17 protein-coding genes are annotated in these 16,321 nt (G+C 67.1%); 10 read left to right on the top strand and 7 right to left on the bottom strand.

The annotated features are described in order from the left end of the window. Window position 1: 1 nt before the first annotated feature. The 3 genes from IEZ03_RS14115 (at window position 2) to IEZ03_RS14105 (ending at window position 3,134) form a co-directional block, all read left to right on the top strand. Complete coding sequence (locus tag IEZ03_RS14115) at window positions 2-283, top strand: CRISPR-associated endonuclease Cas2 (protein ID WP_184878670.1); 282 nt, start codon at window positions 2-4, stop codon at window positions 281-283. Then, window positions 280-567 (top strand): CRISPR-associated endonuclease Cas2, encoded by a 288-nt coding sequence (locus IEZ03_RS14110; protein ID WP_184878667.1) that lies wholly within the window; start codon window positions 280-282, stop codon window positions 565-567. Before IEZ03_RS14115 ends, IEZ03_RS14110 begins: the two co-directional genes overlap by 4 nt. A gap of 1,355 nt (window positions 568-1,922) precedes the next feature. Beyond that, the gene (locus tag IEZ03_RS14105) at window positions 1,923-3,134 is read left to right on the top strand and encodes an ISAs1 family transposase (RefSeq protein ID WP_229808277.1); all 1,212 of its coding nucleotides are present in this window, start codon (window positions 1,923-1,925) and stop codon (window positions 3,132-3,134) included. A 1,246-nt stretch (window positions 3,135-4,380) separates the two neighbouring features. Here IEZ03_RS14105 and IEZ03_RS14100 read toward each other — a convergent pair. The 4 genes from IEZ03_RS14100 to IEZ03_RS14085 all read right to left on the bottom strand — a co-directional run bounded on the left by IEZ03_RS14100 (window position 4,381) and on the right by IEZ03_RS14085 (window position 8,940). Then, window positions 4,381-5,700: a tyrosine-type recombinase/integrase gene (locus IEZ03_RS14100; RefSeq protein WP_184878664.1), complete on the bottom strand. Its 1,320-nt coding sequence runs from the start codon at window positions 5,698-5,700 to the stop codon at window positions 4,381-4,383. A gap of 776 nt (window positions 5,701-6,476) precedes the next feature. Continuing rightward, the gene (locus tag IEZ03_RS14095) at window positions 6,477-6,677 is read right to left on the bottom strand and encodes a helix-turn-helix domain-containing protein (protein WP_229808276.1); all 201 of its coding nucleotides are present in this window, start codon (window positions 6,675-6,677) and stop codon (window positions 6,477-6,479) included. Between the two features lie 60 nt (window positions 6,678-6,737). Then, the gene (locus tag IEZ03_RS14090; RefSeq protein WP_184878661.1) at window positions 6,738-8,681 is read right to left on the bottom strand and encodes a relaxase/mobilization nuclease domain-containing protein; all 1,944 of its coding nucleotides are present in this window, start codon (window positions 8,679-8,681) and stop codon (window positions 6,738-6,740) included. Continuing rightward, window positions 8,608-8,940 (bottom strand): hypothetical protein, encoded by a 333-nt coding sequence (locus tag IEZ03_RS14085; RefSeq protein ID WP_184878657.1) that lies wholly within the window; start codon window positions 8,938-8,940, stop codon window positions 8,608-8,610. Before IEZ03_RS14085 ends, IEZ03_RS14090 begins: the two co-directional genes overlap by 74 nt. A gap of 203 nt (window positions 8,941-9,143) precedes the next feature. On the opposite strand from IEZ03_RS14085, the gene IEZ03_RS14080 reads away from it, so the two are divergent. Further along, on the top strand, window positions 9,144-9,602 hold the full coding sequence (locus tag IEZ03_RS14080) for a type I restriction enzyme endonuclease domain-containing protein (protein WP_229808302.1): 459 nt from the start codon (window positions 9,144-9,146) through the stop codon (window positions 9,600-9,602). Window positions 9,603-9,646: 44 nt separating this feature from the next. Here the strand turns inward: IEZ03_RS14080 and IEZ03_RS14075 are convergent, their stop codons facing one another. Further along, complete coding sequence (locus IEZ03_RS14075; RefSeq protein ID WP_184878654.1) at window positions 9,647-10,045, bottom strand: ATP-binding protein; 399 nt, start codon at window positions 10,043-10,045, stop codon at window positions 9,647-9,649. Between the two features lie 136 nt (window positions 10,046-10,181). Here IEZ03_RS14075 and IEZ03_RS14070 point away from each other — a divergent pair, with 136 nt between their 5' ends. Further along, window positions 10,182-10,982 (top strand): helix-turn-helix domain-containing protein, encoded by an 801-nt coding sequence (locus tag IEZ03_RS14070; RefSeq protein WP_184878651.1) that lies wholly within the window; start codon window positions 10,182-10,184, stop codon window positions 10,980-10,982. Then, window positions 10,973-11,155, top strand: coding sequence for a DUF397 domain-containing protein (locus IEZ03_RS14065; protein WP_184878648.1), 183 nt, complete (start codon window positions 10,973-10,975; stop codon window positions 11,153-11,155). The genes IEZ03_RS14070 and IEZ03_RS14065 overlap by 10 nt, the downstream gene beginning before the upstream one ends. Before the next feature lie 178 nt (window positions 11,156-11,333). Here IEZ03_RS14065 and IEZ03_RS14060 read toward each other — a convergent pair whose 3' ends face one another. Continuing rightward, entirely contained in the window at window positions 11,334-12,014 is a 681-nt protein-coding gene (locus tag IEZ03_RS14060; RefSeq protein ID WP_184878645.1) for a RibD family protein, read from the bottom strand. Next, window positions 12,015-12,854 (bottom strand): SLOG cluster 4 domain-containing protein, encoded by an 840-nt coding sequence (locus IEZ03_RS37890; protein WP_221480494.1) that lies wholly within the window; start codon window positions 12,852-12,854, stop codon window positions 12,015-12,017. Between the two features lie 248 nt (window positions 12,855-13,102). On the opposite strand from IEZ03_RS37890, the gene IEZ03_RS38555 reads away from it, so the two are divergent. From IEZ03_RS38555 to IEZ03_RS14040, 4 genes are read left to right on the top strand one after another with little or no spacing between them, the layout of a single operon-like run. Next, entirely contained in the window at window positions 13,103-13,225 is a 123-nt protein-coding gene (locus tag IEZ03_RS38555) for a hypothetical protein (protein WP_268248540.1), read from the top strand. A gap of 8 nt (window positions 13,226-13,233) precedes the next feature. Continuing rightward, a complete protein-coding gene (locus IEZ03_RS14050) occupies window positions 13,234-14,421 on the top strand; it encodes a cupin domain-containing protein (protein ID WP_221480493.1) in 1,188 nt (395 codons plus the stop codon). Further along, window positions 14,418-15,326 carry an aldo/keto reductase gene (locus IEZ03_RS14045; RefSeq protein WP_229808275.1) on the top strand — a complete coding sequence of 303 codons (909 nt, stop codon included), beginning with the start codon at window positions 14,418-14,420 and terminating at the stop codon, window positions 15,324-15,326. The genes IEZ03_RS14050 and IEZ03_RS14045 overlap by 4 nt, the downstream gene beginning before the upstream one ends. Then, window positions 15,310-16,176: a hypothetical protein gene (locus tag IEZ03_RS14040; protein WP_184878642.1), complete on the top strand. Its 867-nt coding sequence runs from the start codon at window positions 15,310-15,312 to the stop codon at window positions 16,174-16,176. The genes IEZ03_RS14045 and IEZ03_RS14040 overlap by 17 nt, the downstream gene beginning before the upstream one ends. The last annotated feature ends 145 nt before the right edge of the window (window positions 16,177-16,321 follow it).

Raw genomic sequence — 16,321 nt, 5'->3', positions numbered from 1 at the left:
TATGGCCGACCGAACCTCTTGGGCCGTGACGTTCGACGTCGCCTCCGACCGCAGCCGACGGGCGGTGAACCGGCTGCTCGCCGGGTACGGCCCCCGCGTCTTGTACACCGTGTACGAGATCGGTGCCGATACCGCGGAACTCGACGAGATCGTCCGGCGGGCGGGCGAACATCTGGAACCCAGCGACCACCTGCTGGCGCTGCCGACCTGCCCACGATGCCGGACCGCACACCGCGGCGGGACCGCCGAGACCACCGCCCCGCTCGGCTGGATAGTGCCATGAAAGGGCCGGTGCTGGTCTGCTACGACGTGTTCGACGACGGCCGCCGCGACCGGCTGCGGTCCGCGCTGGACGAGGTAGCCGACCGATTCCAGCAAAGCGGCTGGCTGATCCCGGACGCAGCCGGCCTGGACGCCCACCGCGCCGCCGCCGCCCTCGAAGGACTCCTGGCACCGATCGACCGGCTGCGTATCTACGCGCCCTGCCCGGAATGCGCGCGGCAACTGCGCACCGCTCCCGCACCTGCAGAACGGCTCCTCACCCGCCCGGCATGGGTCGCGCGCTGACCGCCATCCCGGGGTTCTGATTCGGTTCTCTCCAACGGTCGAGGAGATGAAGGCCGAGAGCCGCATGCTTCGCGCGCATCATCGTCTACATCTCGAGCCCGCCGGGGCCCACGCCCCCCGCCCTGCCAACGCACACCGGCCCAGCCGTCAACACCGCGTCGCTGGCCGCACTGCGTGTGGCGGGTGAAGACGGCCCTCGACCGCCCCGCGCGAAACGAGGCCGCCCGAACCGTTTCGCTTACCCCGCTGTAGGACGAGCAGGACGCCAGCGCCTCCGGCAAACAGACGCGGTTGAAAGCAAACCCTCACCGACTCACTTCCGGGGCCACAATCGCAGCCGCCGCCTTCAGGCGGGGCCGACCAGCTTCCGTGGGAGTCCCGTTCTCAGCGCGGCGACCTCGGCGGGGGCACCTCTGCGACCCGCACAGTCGCTCTTCCGTTTCAATTCGATGCGGTTTTGTTGAGCGCTGCGACCGAACAAGAACAAGCTCCCCTGCGCGCGAGTTTCAATCCGATGCGGTTTTGTTGAGCGCTGCGACCGGGACGTCCTCAACGACGGCCAGGCCGAAGGCCTTGGGTTTCAATCCGATGCGGTTTTGTTGAGCGCTGCGACCTGAAAGATGGAATGCGGGCTGTCGTCGTAGAGCTGGCGTTTCAATCCGATGCGGTTTTGTTGAGCGCTGCGACAGTACCTCAAATTATGGGGGTCTGACCTGCAGGTTTGCAAGATCATGCGCCAACCGCCTCGCAAGCGATCTTGAAAGCACCCCGAAGACGATCTTCTGAGTAGCGTTTACGCAGGTCAGAAGGCATTTTCGGGGTGTGCGCCAACCTCCCGGCCTTCTCTGAAATGGCCGGACAACGGTATGCCAGGCCATTTGTGGATACAGGAGCACACGATGGAACAGGCACCGGCGACCTCGCAGCCGCAGCAGATCCTACGGGCAACTCTGTCACGGTGACCAGCCCAGACAGGGCCAAGAGATCCACACCCGGCCACCGACACCGGATCGGGGCGGCCGCATAGGCAACACCGTCCCGCGAATGTCTGCGGTACGTAGATCGGAACTCGCGCACCCAGCCAGTCTCTCACGACCACTCCAACTCTCGTTGCTGTTCAAACACCGATGCCTGAGCGAGGCTGCCCCCTGGGAGGTGACCGTGGTCCGTGCGCTTGGCCAACTTGCAGAGGACCGGCCAAGGGGGCTGTCCAGTTAACCGTACAGTCCCCAGGGTTTGTGCAAGTTCCGGGGTTGGGTGGTTTGTCAGGCTGTGACCGGTTGGGGTGCATAGCAGAGCAGGCACGGGTTTCGTGATCATTGGGGTGTCGAAGCTCAACGATCACGAGGTGGCCCGTGCCTGCCGCTGTATCTTCTCCCATCCCGCCGGTGCTGGTGAAGCTGGGTCCGCTGGGTGCCGGTCAAGTCACTGACCTGCGGCCTTTCCTGGACCGGGTGCCCGATCCGCGGGCGAGGCGGGGCCGCTGGTACCCGCTGACCGCGATCCTCCTGGTCTGTGCCTGTGCGGCCGTGTCCGGAGCAAGGAGTGTGGATGAGATCGCCGAGTGGGCGTCGCGGGCCTCGGACACCGTGCTGACGGCCGTCGGAGTCCGCCGGCATCCGCTCAGGTGGCGCCGTGCCCCCTCGCGGACCACGATCGGCCGCGTGCTCGCGGCCGTCGACGGTGACGCCCTGGACCAGGCGGTCGGCGCCTACCTCACCGCCCGGAAAACGGCGGGAACGGCCTCGGGGAAACGGCAGGTGATCGCCGTCGACGGCAAGTCGCTGAGGGGATCGGCCCGCCTGTCCGCCGGCCGCAGACATCTGCTCTCGGCCGTCACCCACCATCGGGCCCTGACCCTCGCCCAGGCCGAGGTCGGAACCAAGACCAACGAGACCGCGCACTTCCGGGCCCTGCTCGAACCACTGGACCTGGACCGATCCCTGGTCACCTTCGACGCCCTGCACTCGGTCCAGGCGAACGTCACCTGGCTGGTCGAGACGAAGAATGCCCACTACATCGCCATGATCAAGCGGAATCAGCCGACCGCCTACCGGCAACTCGCCTCCCTGCCCTGGCCGGACATCGCCGTCCAGCACACCACTTCTTCCGCCGGACACGGCCGCCGGGAGTCCCGCTCGATCAAGACCTGCGGCATCTCCGACGAACTCGGCGGGATCGCCTTTCCCCACGGCCGCCTCGCCCTCCGCGTCCACCGACGCCGCAAACAGACCGGCGGGCGCGAAAGCCGCGAGACCGTCTACGCCGTCACCAGTCTCGACGCCCACCAGGCCACCCCGGCCGAACCCGCTGCCGCCGTCCGCGGCCACTGGGCCGTCGAGGCCCTGCACCACGTACGAGACGTGACCTACGCCGAGGACGCCTCCACCCTCCACACCGGCACCGCACCCCGCGCCATGGCCACCTTCCGCAACCTCGCCATCGGCCTGCTCAAAACCCTCAAAGCCACCAACATCGCCAAGACCACCCGAGCAATCCGCGACCAGCCAGAACGAGCCCTCCCGATCCTGGGCATCACCAACAACCCGGACACTCAGGGAACTTGATCAAGCCCTGGAGCAGGAGAAGCTGCAGAAGCGGATCAACGTTTCAATCCGATGCGGTTTTGTGAAGCGCTGCGACTGTCGAGAGGAGGCTACATGACGCAGCGGACATGCGGTTTCAATCCGATGCGGTTTTGTGGAGCGCTGCGACTCGAGTGGTGGACCAAGCGGGGTGACGATCAGCGCGTGTTTCAATCCGATGCGGTTTTGTGGAGCGCTGCGACCCTATCCTGTACGTACTTCGGAAGGGCATCATGCAAGTTTCAATCCGATGCGGTTTTGTGGAGCGCTGCGACAGTACCCCAAATTAGGGGGGGTCTGACCTGCGGGTTTGCAAGATCATGCGCCAATCCCCTCGCAAGCGATCTTGGAGAGGTGCTGGAGATGATCTTCGGGGCGACGTTTGTGCAGGTGAGACCGGCTTTTGAGGGTGTGCGCCAACCTCTTCGCAATTTACTGAATGGTCGAATGACGGCGCACTGGCCACGTGCGGGGGTAGAACACGATGAGGTGTCGCCGACTCCACGACACAGCCGAGCACTGCGGCACAGCCTGTCAGGAGTGGCTCGACCGGCTGGCGCCGGAGGCAGCAATGCACGCCATCCAGGCCAGGGACGAACATGGTGACACAGACGATCCCGCGGCCGACGCCGGTCGGACGCAGCCACCGGCGTGGGACGCGGAGCTCGCCGACCATGTCGATCACATCGCCCATCGTTCCTTCCGACGGCTTGGGTGCTCCGCCGTGGCCCACGCACCCTGCCAGTTTTCCACGTCGCCCCCGACTTCTCATAGCCGTGCGCAGCCCCAGAACCGCTCCGGTCCCTACCGAAGGCTCAATCGAGGGGCTCGGGAGGGACCTGCGCCGGCTGCGAGGGAGTAACTTGATCAGCACCTGCATGGGGGGCCGGTGGGGGGCCGGAGCGGCGAGGACCGGGCCGGACCCCCGGGTATCCATACGCACTCCTATCTGGATGTACCGGACTGTGGATCACGGAAGTAGATCTTGGATTACCCGAACGAGGGGACTGCTAATGCGGTTTGGGTGCAAGCCCATCCGGGGTTCAAATCCCCGATCCTCCGCCACTCTGACCAGGGACTTCGCCCGAGATTGAGATCTTGGACGAAGTCCCTGTCGCGTTCCGGGATGTCCGCTTTGTTGGCCCTGGATAGCACGTGGTGAGCACGGGATGTCGCGGTGGCGTCGCCGAGCCCTGGTCAGAGCCTCGAAGTGGATCACCCGGGACGACTACCCAGCGTGTTCGGTTCGGCTCTTGCGCCGGTCCGCCAGCGAGACCACGTTGGGTGGGACGGAGGGCGTCGCCTGCTCGTCCGTCACGTCGGCGGCGGACATGCGTGGAACGACGGCTGCGACAGCCTCGGCGGCGGCTCTCGACACCTCTGGAAGGACGGAGGTGTAGGTGTCGGCGGTGAACGAGTGGCGCGAGTGCCCCAGCGTCTCGCTGATCACCTTCATGTCGACCTTGCCGAGCAGCGCCAGCGTGGCCGCTCCATGCCGCAGGTCGTGGAAGCGTATTGGCGGCAGCGGGACGCCTTGGATCGCCCCTCGCACGGCCCTTTCGCTGACTCGGTGCTGCCGCGCGATCCGGTCTGGCGCCCAGCTCTCCTCGAAATGCCTCCGGCGGACGCGTCCATGCTTGTCGATGAGGTCGTCGAACCGTGTGGAGATCCACTGGGGACGGACGGGCTTGCCGTCCTCTCGGGTGAACACACGGCCCGAGTCGACCCAGATGTCGGCACCGGCGGCGAGGCGTTCCTTTCGTTGCCGCTCGCGCCATGACCGCAGTACCGAGATGGTCGTCGCGTCGAGGGCGACGGTTCGTTCGCCGGCCTCCGACTTGGTGTCGTCGTACTCGTCGTCCTCGTCGGGGAGCGTTTCCCTGATGGTGATCGTCCCGGCCTCCGTCAGGTCGGTGTCCTGCCAGGACAGCCCCGCGACTTCGGCTCGTCGCAGACCGCGGAAGGCGACCAGGTGGAAGAGGGCGTACAGGCGCTCGTCGACGGCGAAGTCGAGGAACGCGCCGGTCTGGGCGGGCGTCCAGACCATCACCGGGCCCGGGGCTTTGCCGGTCTCCTGCCAGCGCTGGACGCGTTCGGCGGTCCAGACGTACGGCTTGACCCGCCTGCCCTTGATCCGGGGCAGTTCCACGTGCTCGATCGGATTGTGCGCGAGGCGCTTGGACTTGACCGCCGAGTTCAGTGCGGACGACAGCACCGCGTGGACCTTCCTGACTCTGGCGGGCGAGATGGGCTGCTTCTGCTTGCGGGACGGCTTGCCGCCCGGAGGGAACTTCTGGGGCGACAGCGCACGGGCGTCCAAGAGCCGCTGAAGGAGTTCGCTCGGCTTCTCGGAGGTGGGAAGCGGCTTGTTGATCTGCAGAATGGCGTCGTAGAGGTCACGCGCGTGCTTGTCGCGCAACTCCACGAGCTTGAGGTGTCCGAGCCCCGGCGCCAGGTAGAGGCGTATGATCTCCTCGTAGTCAGCGTAGGTCGATTTCGCCAGGCGCCGTTTGCCCGGCAGCCAGATCTTCTCCAGGTAGGCGCCCACTTTGAGGGATCGGTCGATCGGTTGGCCGAGCCGTTCTGCCGTGGAGAGTTCGTCAGCCAGGGCGGCCTGAGCGGCTTTCTGTGTGGTGAACGGCCCGACGTAGGGCTGTCTTCGGCGTCCATCCGCTCCTGGGGGAGCCTCATAGCGACCCCACCACGAACCGTGGGACCGCTTGGCCAGCTGTGGGCATGTTCCCAGGGCGAACTTCTTGCCGGTCTCGGGGTTGCGGCAGCCGCAGCGTTTGAACGTCGTGCCTCTCAAGGTTCCTCCTCGATGAACGGTCTTTCGCAGTGCGCGGAGCCGGGAGTCGGTCTCAGCGGACGCCGGGCGACTCGTAAGGTCGTTTCCTCAGCACCCGGGGCGCCGGCGGCACACTCACACCGAGCCGTCGATGATCTGCGTGAGCGCGAAGCCATCGGCACGGGGGGCGCGAAATGCTTTCCGCCGGGCGACGGCGAGGCTTCCGATCACCTCATGGGCGAGGGTGGCGAGAGGCTCCGTAGCGCGCACAGGGGCAGCGGCCCGAGGTGTCTGAGTTGATCGACGCCTTCGGCCAGCAGATGTACCAGCCGTGCGAGGCGCTCCTGCGGGCGCTGACGGAGCTCATCACAGACCTTCGCTCTGTAATTGCTCACTCTCGAAGAGTTAACTACGGGTTGATGAATCATTGCAACGTCAGGCTTGACTGCCGTGCGCTGCGGTGAGGCGCCGGTCCCCGGGACGCCGAGCCTCCTCGTCAGCGTCCCGGGGGCGCGGCTCAGGCGTCTCGCCTCGGTCTACGTCACGCCGAGCAGTTTGCGAAGTTCCGCGGTCGGCACCCGGTAGGTGGTGCCGATTCGGATGATGCGGCATGGGAAGTCGCCACGTTTGGCCAGCTCATAGGCGTATGTGCGGGACAGTCCCAGGGCTCGGGCGGCGGTCGTGATGTTGACGACCGTGGGGAGTGTGTCGAGGTCTCGGCATTGCATGGTCTGCATTCGGATGCCTCCATGTCTCGGTACGTGCCGGTGTTTGAACTTTCGAGGTGGCGGCTGGTGTTACCGGCGCTGTCGGCTTGGGCGAGTGGGTGGCGAGGGGCCGTGCGGGGGCGGTCTGCTGGGATTTGCGGGCTGTAGCGGAGCCCATGGTTGGGGGAAGGCGGCCATGGCCAGACGTGCTTGAGAGGACATGGCCGCCTTTGCGGTCGGTTGCGGCGTTCTGCTGTGGTCGGCGAGGCGCGCTTCGCGGACATGCGCGGCGGCTTTGCGGGCGGCGTCGGCTTGGGCTTGGCGGTGTTGGAGTCGGCGGATTTCGGCGATGGTGTCCAGCAGGGCGATGACGCTGGTGACGAGCAGTAGGACCGCCACCGTCGTCTGGTTCTTCACCGAGCCAGTGAGTGCGAGCAGCCGGGCTGCGGTGCGCAGGGCGTTGCCGGCTGGGGTGGGACGCGGGATGCGACCGTGGGGTGCGCGAGCCGCGCGGTCGTAGCTGTCGGCAGCTTGGCGGAGGTGGTGGTTTCCGGTGGCCTGAGCAGCGGCGTGGAGGGTGTCGGAGGCGGCCCAGCATGCGTCCTGGGCGGCGAATGGGTTGGTGACGAGGTAGCGGCGGATCTGGGAGGTGGCGTGAGCGGCGGCACGGGCCGCGTCGTCGTAGAACGCCTGCCGCTCTTCGGTGGTGAGGTCGCTGTAGTCGAGGGTTGGCACGCGCCGGAAGGTCGGTGATCTCCAGCGTTGCTGGAGGCGGATGAGTGAGAGGTCTTCGGCAAGGCGGCTTCCAGAGTGCCAGGTCGGTTCTTCGTCGCCGGGCTCGGTGGGGAGTGCGACGGCGTAGCCGGTGATTTGACCGGGCTCATGCTGGCTGTCGCGAACCTTGACCAGGAGGCCGTAGCCCTGGAGTCGGCCAAGGAAGTCAGTGGTCGTCCGGGCTTCGTCCGCAGCGCGGCGGACGGTCGTCCGCAGCACGGCCCGTTCCGTCCGTGCGGACAGGTGCCGTCCGTCCGGCGGACGGATGGCGGACGAGTCGCGGACGGAGCCGTCCGCACCCGTCCAACGGTGGCGAAGTTTGGGCAGTGTGAGGTCGGCGGCGAGCTTGCCTCCCCCGTACCAGACCGGCTGCCCGTCCGCGTTCACATCGCCGGGCGCGGCCACCGCATACCCGGTCACCTCACCGGCCGTCCGCTGGCTGAACCGCTGTTTCACCAGGACACCGTCAGCGCGGAGGCTCTCGAAGAACTCCCTCTCGCTGCCGGCGCCGGCAGCCGCCATCTGGACCTTACGCCGCAGGAGGGTCCGAGACGGCACCGGCTGACCACGGCGGACGGCCTTCTCGGTCTCGCTGCGTTTGGGACGACGTGCCGCCGTCCGGTCCGCGGGGGCGGTAGACCGCAACCCGAACCGCTCCTCCACCGCCCGGCAGGCGTCGCGCACCCGGTACCCGTCGTTCCAGACCTCCGGGCGGACGCCGTCCGGACGCGCCAGCGTGGCCACGATGTGGACGTGGTCGTCGGCGTGCCGGACGGCAATCCATCGAACGGCGTCAACGTCCCCGACCGGGGCCAAGCCGGTCCGGTGCATGATCTCGGCCGCGATCTGCGCCCACTGCTCATCGGCCAGGACCGGATCATCAGGAGCGGCCCGGACCGCGCAATGCCAGACGGGCTTGCGGTAGTTCCGATCACCGAGCAGCGCCACCGGTTGGGTCAACACCCCTTCCAAGTGACGGAAGTCGCGGCGGCCATCGGCGTCCACCATCGGTTCCAGCGCGGTCGCGTCCCCGAAACCCGCGACGATGTGCGGATCGCAATGCTCGCCCTTGGCGCCCGGGCCGTAGAGGTAGCGGAGCAGCCCTTGGACCCGGACACCACGTATAACCTTGCCGATCAATCCGCACCGCTCAGTGCCGATGCCTTTGCGATCACGGCGTCCGGCGTCATGGGAGCCGCCTTCGCAGTTCGTCGGCCAGATCGTCCAGCTTGCGGACCGTCTGCGCAGCGGCGCGGGCATACCACTGGATCGTCGACGACACCTCACCCGAGTTCAGCGCCGTGACCGCCTGGTTGAGATTAACGCCGATCCGCTGCGCTTGACCGCGCGCCTGCATGACGGCCTGTAGTACCTCGCGCACCTGGTTGTGCTCTGCTCGCGACGTCCCGCTCGCCGCGGCCAGCAGGGTCAGCGCCGCCCACGCCGCAGTCGCCAGGTGCTCCCGCTCAGCTGCCCCGGATATCGCCGCGTGCTCCTCGTCCGAGAGCAGGATGTACAACACCCGCCTTCGCTTCGACTCGCTACGAGTCCGGCGGTTGCGTCGCCTCGCCATGCTCGACACGGACTCGGCACTGCCATCTCCGGCCATCAGCCTCCTGACCCGGGATCGCGCCCGATCCCATCCGCCTGCTGTGGACCGCGCCCGGTCCGCAGCGAGAACGCTTGCGTTTTCCATTTCTTGCCCTGCGTCAGCAGAGCCTGGTGAGGAAACCTCGGGACTCGACCTCGCATCCGCCCCGGCCAGCTGCACCCAGCTTCTCTCATCCCGCGCCAGTTGACTACTTTAAGCATCGGTGTGGCGTTCGGTCGTTCAAAAGCATTCGATCGATCCGACGTTGGCGTCTGCCCGACGCAGCTCAGCACACTTTCTCAACAGCCGGGCGCAGGCCATCGGGGAGTGTCTCGTCCGGTGCCGGACCGAGGGAACGGGGTCGATCGGCAACTCGCCTCCTGAAGCGGGAAGCCGCCTACCTTCGATGCCCGGCACCCTCAGAGGGCTGGACCGTACGCGACGACGTCCAAGCCAAGCTCCGCTCCATCATCAAGCGCCTCCTGGCCAAGCGCGGCTACCCGCCCGAGGAGCAGACCGACGCCATTCAGAAGGTCATCGAACAACTCGAAACGTTCGCCGACGAGTGGTCCCCTGCCGCCGACCGCTGACCAGGCAACCAAGATCCGCGCCGAACTGCGCCGCGCCGAGGACGTTATGAGCGGTCGATGACCGCGAAGACGATCTTGCCGGCGTTGTCGGCCAGGGCTCGGATGCCCCAGCGGCGGGCGTACTGGTCGACGATGAACAGGCCGCGGCCCGTCTCGCTGGTCGTGTCGGCCGCCAGCAGGTGCGGGAGGCCGCAGGCCGCGTCCTGAACCTCCATCCACAGGGCATCGTCCTCGGTGCGGCTCAACCGCAGGATCACTTCGCCGTCCGTCGCGGATGTCGCGTGCTGGAGCGCGTTGGTGACTAGCTCGCTGGCCACCAGGCACGGGACGAAGTCGTCCATGCCCCACTGGCCCGTGACCAGCCGCACGAACCGCCGCACCTCCGCGACGACCGCAAGGTCCTGCTTCACCACCATCTCGTTCTCCGTCGCCGCCTGCCGCATGACCTCTCCTCACCGTGTGTATTGAACACAACACATTCAGCCACTTTCGGGGCTAGGATCGGCATGCAGCCGCAAAGTGGATCAGGGCGGCATCGGAAGAGGCGTATGTGCAAGTTACCGAGAGAGGTAAGCCGCCATGGCCATACGACGTCAGCGCCCCGATGACTCCCCCGCCCTCGTCGCATTCGGCCGCCAGATGCGGCGGCTACGGGAGGCCAAAGAGCTTAAGCAGGAGACGATCGCCCACCTGACCAAAGTGAGCCCCGCCCAGGTGAGCCGGATCGAGGGCGGTAAGAAGCGCGCCACGCGAACCTTCGTAGAACTCGTGGACGACTACCTGGAAGCTGGCGGCTCACTCATCAGCCTGTGGGAGGACCTGAACCGCGACGGCCACCCCGTCCCACTCTGGTTCGACTGGCCCCAGACCGAATCCGAAGCCGCCGAACTGGTCACCTGGCAGCACACCATCGTCCCCGGACTTCTCCAAACTCCGGCCTACGCCCGCGCGTTCCTCAACTCAGAGGAAGCCGTGGAAGCCCGCATGGCGCGCCAGGCCATCCTCACCCGCGAAGACACACCACCCGCGGTGCTCACCGCGCTCCTGAGCGACAAAGTGCTCGACTACCTGGTGGGCTCGCCCGAGGTGATGCGCGAGCAGATCGAGCACCTGCTCAAACTCAGCGAACTGCCCAACGTCACCATCCAGATCGTCCGCAACAACGGGCGTCCAGCGGGCACAGGCGGCGCCTTCGTGGTGGCTACGATGGACGACCGGAGCGAGGTCGCCTACATGGAGACAACGGTGCGAGGCATCACGACCGACAACCCCTCGGACCTCGCCAAGCTCTCCGAAACGCTCCGAGAACTGCGAGCGAGGGCCCTCCCCGAAGACATGTCCCGGGACATGATCAGAGAGGCATTGGAGAAATGGACCTGAACAACGCCACCTGGCGCAAAGCAAGCCGCAGCGGCGAAAACGGCGGGGACTGTGTCGAACTGGCCGGCGTCCCCGGCGCCGTGGCGGTACGGGACAGCAAGGACCCGGACGGCCCCGTCCTCCTGCTGACCCGCGCGGCCCTGCGGACGGCCGTCCAGTCCGCCATGCACTGACCGCCCGGCACCAGCTGCCCCGGCGGCCCCCAGATCGGCCGAGTGGCGGTGAGTCGTCCCGTCCACCGACCCGCCAGCCCGCCGCACCAACTCCCTCGGCTACAGCCTGCGCCCGGCACCTACCTCAGAGGCAACTCCAGCCATGCGGACGCGCCCGCTGATAAGCCCAACCACGCGGTCAGGAGCGTGTGAGGAGGTAGCGGGCGAGGATGACGTCGCCGATGGGACGGGTCTCTTCGAGCGTCATCCGGTTGCCGGGGTGGTGCGGGAACTGTCCCGTCCCGACGAAGCGCGGGGCGGCGGAGTCGCCGACGAAGAAGGGTGCGATCACGAGCTGGAGCTCGTCGGCTAGTCCGGCGGTGAGGAACTGGGTGTGGACGGTGCCGCCGCCTTCGACCATCAACCGCTTAACCCCTCGGTCGGCAAGGTCGACAAGCATGGTGTTGAGGTCGACGGGGTCACCGGCGTCCACGACGGTGGCGACGCCACCGAGGCGCTCGCGGCAGCTGGCCACCGTACTGGTGGAGCAGTACACGATCTTCTCGACGCCGCCGGCAGCGAAGAACTTGGCGTCGGGGTCGAGGTCACCGCGGGCGGTGAAGGTGACCTTAATCGGACTCTCGGGCAGGCCGCGGGCGACGCGGGCTTTGCGGCGCTCCTCTGCCCGGACGAGCAGGCGCGGGTTGTCTCGGCGAATGGTGTTGGCGCCGACGAGAATGGCGTCGCAGCCGGCCCGGACTTCGTCGACTCGGTCGAAGTCCTCGTCGTTGGACAGCAGAAGCCGCTCGGCGGTGTTGTCGTCGATATAGCCGTCGATCGAAGCCGCGCAGGACAAGAGCACGTAGGGGAGTTCAGTCATTCACTGCTCCAGAGTCTTGTTGATCAGATGCTCGACGATACGTACGAAGTCTTCACCGGGGTCGGTGCAGGCGTTGAGGGCGGCGAACCGCTCCTCGTCCAGCGAGGCGCGGAGGCGATGGTCGCGGGACGCTTGGTGGTAGAAGCGGCGGGCGGTGCCTCCGCTGGCCGGTAGCGCGATGACCGGTTTGCCCATCGACAGAGCGAGGTCGATCTCTGTTTGGGTACCGGTCCCGCCGCCGAGGACGACGACGAACTGCGCGTCCTGGATGACGTTGCGGTGACCGAAGAGCCCGAGGGCCTGGGAGATATTGGGAGGACGGTACTGGTCGGCGATGTAGGTCATGACCTCGATGCCCACGCCGACGGGGCCGTGACTGACCTTGTAGCCCCGGCTCATGACGAGACGGGCCAGGCACCGGACGGCGACGTCGATCACGCCCGCGTCGGTGTCGGGGGCTCTGCTGCCGCAGATGGCCACGTGCACAGGTGCTGTGCTGGCCGCCGGTTCTTCGGCGGCACGTATGTCCGTGCGTTGCCGGAGGACGGTCGGATTCGGACTGAGTGCGAAGGAACCCGCTGGGGCGAGGCCGAGCAGGAGCCGGGCTTGGTCGGGGAGTTGCAGGCCGTCTGCGATCCGGGTGAGCACCTCGATGTCGGAGACGCGGCCCTGGCGAGTACCCCGCACCCAGTTGGAGATGTCAGAGCGATCATGCTGGGTGAGTAACGCCAGTTGTGTCTGGGTGCACTCGGCGAACTGTTCGAGGAAGAGCCGGAAAAGGCGTCCGACATCGCGGCGGGTGAGGGCTTGCGCGACATCTTCGCGGCACCAGAATCCCACGGGGACGGCTCCGGGATCGAAGCACCTGCGCCTGGTCACGTCGCTACTCGTCCTTGACTCGCCGAAGGCCCTCTGTCAAAGAGTAGTGGCGCGCAGGCCGCATGCCATGGCGATCAGCGAGACGCGTCCGTGGGTCGGTACCACGGGAGCGATCCACGGCTTCGTTCACTGTTGCAACCTCCCCCAAGGCCACAAGGTGAAGCTCGACAGCTCCGCTGACCGGAGGCGGGGCGGGAAGGGAGTTCCCAGTGGACAGCAGCGAGGCAGGCGGCCTGGTGGTGGCCGTGGAGAAGATCGTCGCGGCGCGTGGCCGTGCCACCCAGCCGTCCGACGGTGGGTCCACCGGCAAGTCCGACCTCAACGACGGCTGACGACGATCATGATCGACCTGATCGTCGAGGTTCTGGGCGGGGACCGGTTCCTCGCCCAGGACCTGGGCCGCACCCACCGTGTCTATCCCGCATCGTCCGCCGACCGAGACCGATTCGCCGGTCTGCTGGCTTGGGCGGCGCTGAACCAGCTTCTTGACACTCATCGGCTGGAGCCGCCGCGTCTTCGGCTGTCCGCCGACAGTGCCACCATCCCGGCGTCGGAGTACAGCGAGCGCCGGACGTACCGGCGTATGGCGCCGTGGGAAGCTCCGCAGCCGCATCTCGTCGCCGAGCAACTCCGCAACGGCGCGACGCTGGTCCTGGACGCGATCGAAGAGATGCATCCGCCAATCGGGGCCATGGTGAGCACGCTGGAGCGCCATCTCCGTACGGGCGTGCAGGTCAACGCCTACGCTTCCTGGACGGCGAGAGAAGGCTTCGGCGTCCACTGGGACGACCACGACGTCATCGTCCTCCAGGTATCGGGGGCCAAACGCTGGCGGATCTACGGCCCCACCCGTCCCGCTCCGCTGTATCGAGACGTCGAGTTCGACGACGCACCACCCGAGCACCCGATCGACGAGTTCGTCCTCCAGGCCGGGGACGCCTTGCACGTCCCGCGCGGCTGGTGGCACGCCGCCGCCGCGTCCACCGGACAGCACTCGCTCCACCTGACCTGCGGCCTGTCTACGCACACCGGCATCGACCTGCTGTCATGGGTGGTGGATGAGCTACGCGCACAGGCATCCGTCCGCGCCGACCTCCCACGCCTGGCCGACCCGGACGCCCAGACGGTCTGGCGCCGTCAGATGAGCAAGCTGCTGGCCGAACGCCTCAACGACCCTTTGGTGATCGATGCATACTTGGCCGCACGTGATGCCGCCTCCGGGGCTCGCGGCGGCTTCTCCTTGCCCCACGCAGTGCACGATCGGCTCAAGGACGACCCCGATCTGCAGGTCCGGCTCGTGACGCCCCGGGCCGTCCTGCACCGCACCGAGCAGACCCTGACCTTGGAGGCCGCCGGCCAACGCTGGACACTCGCCTCCCAAGCGACCCCGCTCCTGGAAGCGCTCAGCTCCGGTCGGCCGGCCACGCTCAGCACTCTGGCCCAGGCCGGGAATGTCACCACCGATCAGGCCGTCGACCTGCTCGACCAGTTGTTGCGCAGCGGGATCATCGCCGTGGGCGAGGCATGATGGCGGTTCTCGGCCTGGGCACCTACCGATGCCGCGACATAACCGCCGCCGCCCGCGCGGCCATCACGGCGGGGGTCACCGTCATCGACACCGCGCCTGTCTACGCGCGAGGCAGCGCACATGCTCAATTGGCCGGTCTGCTACCCGACCGACCTGGGCTGCGCATCTCCACCAAGGCAGGCCACATGACCCGGCACCAAGCCCGGACCGCTCAACAGGCGGGTCTGATTACTTCCGATGAAGCTGCCCGCTGCCACTCCATAGCCCCTGCCTATGTTCGACACCGCATCGCCGCCAACATCACCGAGATGGGCCGCCGTCGGCTCGACCTGCTGTACCTGCACAACCCCGAACACGGCGCCCACGGAGACCGAAGCCGACTGCTCGAGCGGATCATCCAAGCGTTCACGATTCTCGAGGCAGCCGCCCATCAAGGCGACATCGCCGGCTACGGCATCGCCACCTGGAGCGGCTTCACCAGCGGCGCCTTCACCGTCCAAGACCTCGTCACCGCAGCGCAACGAGCAGCGGGAAGCACCCGAACCCATTTGCGGGCAATCCAGCTACCCGTCAACCTCATCGAACTCACACCCGTCGCCGAAGCCCTGCATGGCGCCGGTCCCGTGGCGGAGGCCGCCGGGACCGGTCTGGAGGCGTGGGCGTCCGCACCTCTGAACGGCGGCGAACTTCTCGACTTGGTCACTGCCGATCTGGCCGAGTTCATCAGTCCCGGCGCCTCGCACGTCGCTGCGACGCTCGCGGTGGTGGCCTCCACGCCCGGACTCACAGGGGCGCTGCTTTCGGCCTCGACTGCGGCACACTGGCGAGAAGCACTCAGCGCCTTCCAGCGTCCAGCCATCCCACTCCCACATCTCCAGGACATCTGTCGTGTTCTCCGAGCCTGATGATCCCGACGTCCGCGAACGGATGCACGCCGCCTTCGCCGACGCGACGTTCCGGCTCGGCTGCGCGCCCACCAGCAGCGCGACCGAAGCCTGGGGCCATGGCGGAAGAACCATCGGCGCCTCCGTCACGACGTCCTCCGGAAACGCCTGGCTCCGGGTGCTGGAGGCACCAGTGGGCAAGGAGGGCGGAAAGCTGTGGACCGGCACTCAAGAAGCCGCTGCCACCCTTCCCACGGAGATCCCACGCCCCCGGCTGTTGGACTCAGCCGACTGGGTTGACGAGGGATATGCCTACCGAGCCGAGCTCAGCACCTACGTAACGGCGCCCGTCTGCTCCCCGACTCCGGACCTCACCGAGCACATCGCCCTGCCCGACGCCTGGTGGTCGCGACTGCAGCGGGCTACGAGCACGGTCACGGCCACACCGGTTCCGGACAACCGCCCACGCGTCATCAGCCAGGAATACGTACACCGCACCATCCCTCGCTACCTCGGCGCAGCGGGCATCGACACCACCGTCCACCACTGGACCCTCGCCCACGGCGACCTCCACTGGGCCAACCTCACCAGTCCGGAACTGACCATCCTCGACTGGGAAGGCTTCGGCCCCGCCCCCCATGGATTCGACGCCGCCCACCTCTACGCCTACACCCTTCCCGTCCCAGAACTGGCGACCCGCGTCCGCGACACCTTCGCCGAAGTCCTGGCAACACGCGAGGGGCGGCTCGCCGAACTCACGGTCGCGGCCATCCTCCTCCAGGCAGCCGACCGCGACCCCGTCCACGCCCGGCTCGCCCCTCATGTCCGAGCACATGCAGAGTTGCTGCTGAAGCACGATCGCAGTTCCTGAGTCTCCTAAACGCAGCTAACCGACCCGCGCGACCCCTCGCGGTGTCAGCCGCAATGGATGTCAGTCCGGATGACAGCATCGCAGGCAAGCATCCGCTCATGCCGATGAGCGGATGTTTGTACGCGAGGGCGGAGGACATCAGAGG

The sequence above is a fragment of the Actinomadura livida genome (assembly GCF_014648675.1).
GTDB lineage: Bacteria > Actinomycetota > Actinomycetes > Streptosporangiales > Streptosporangiaceae > Spirillospora > Spirillospora livida.
Note: the sequence above shows the minus strand (reverse complement) of the source record. Positions and strands in the feature narration are given on the sequence as shown.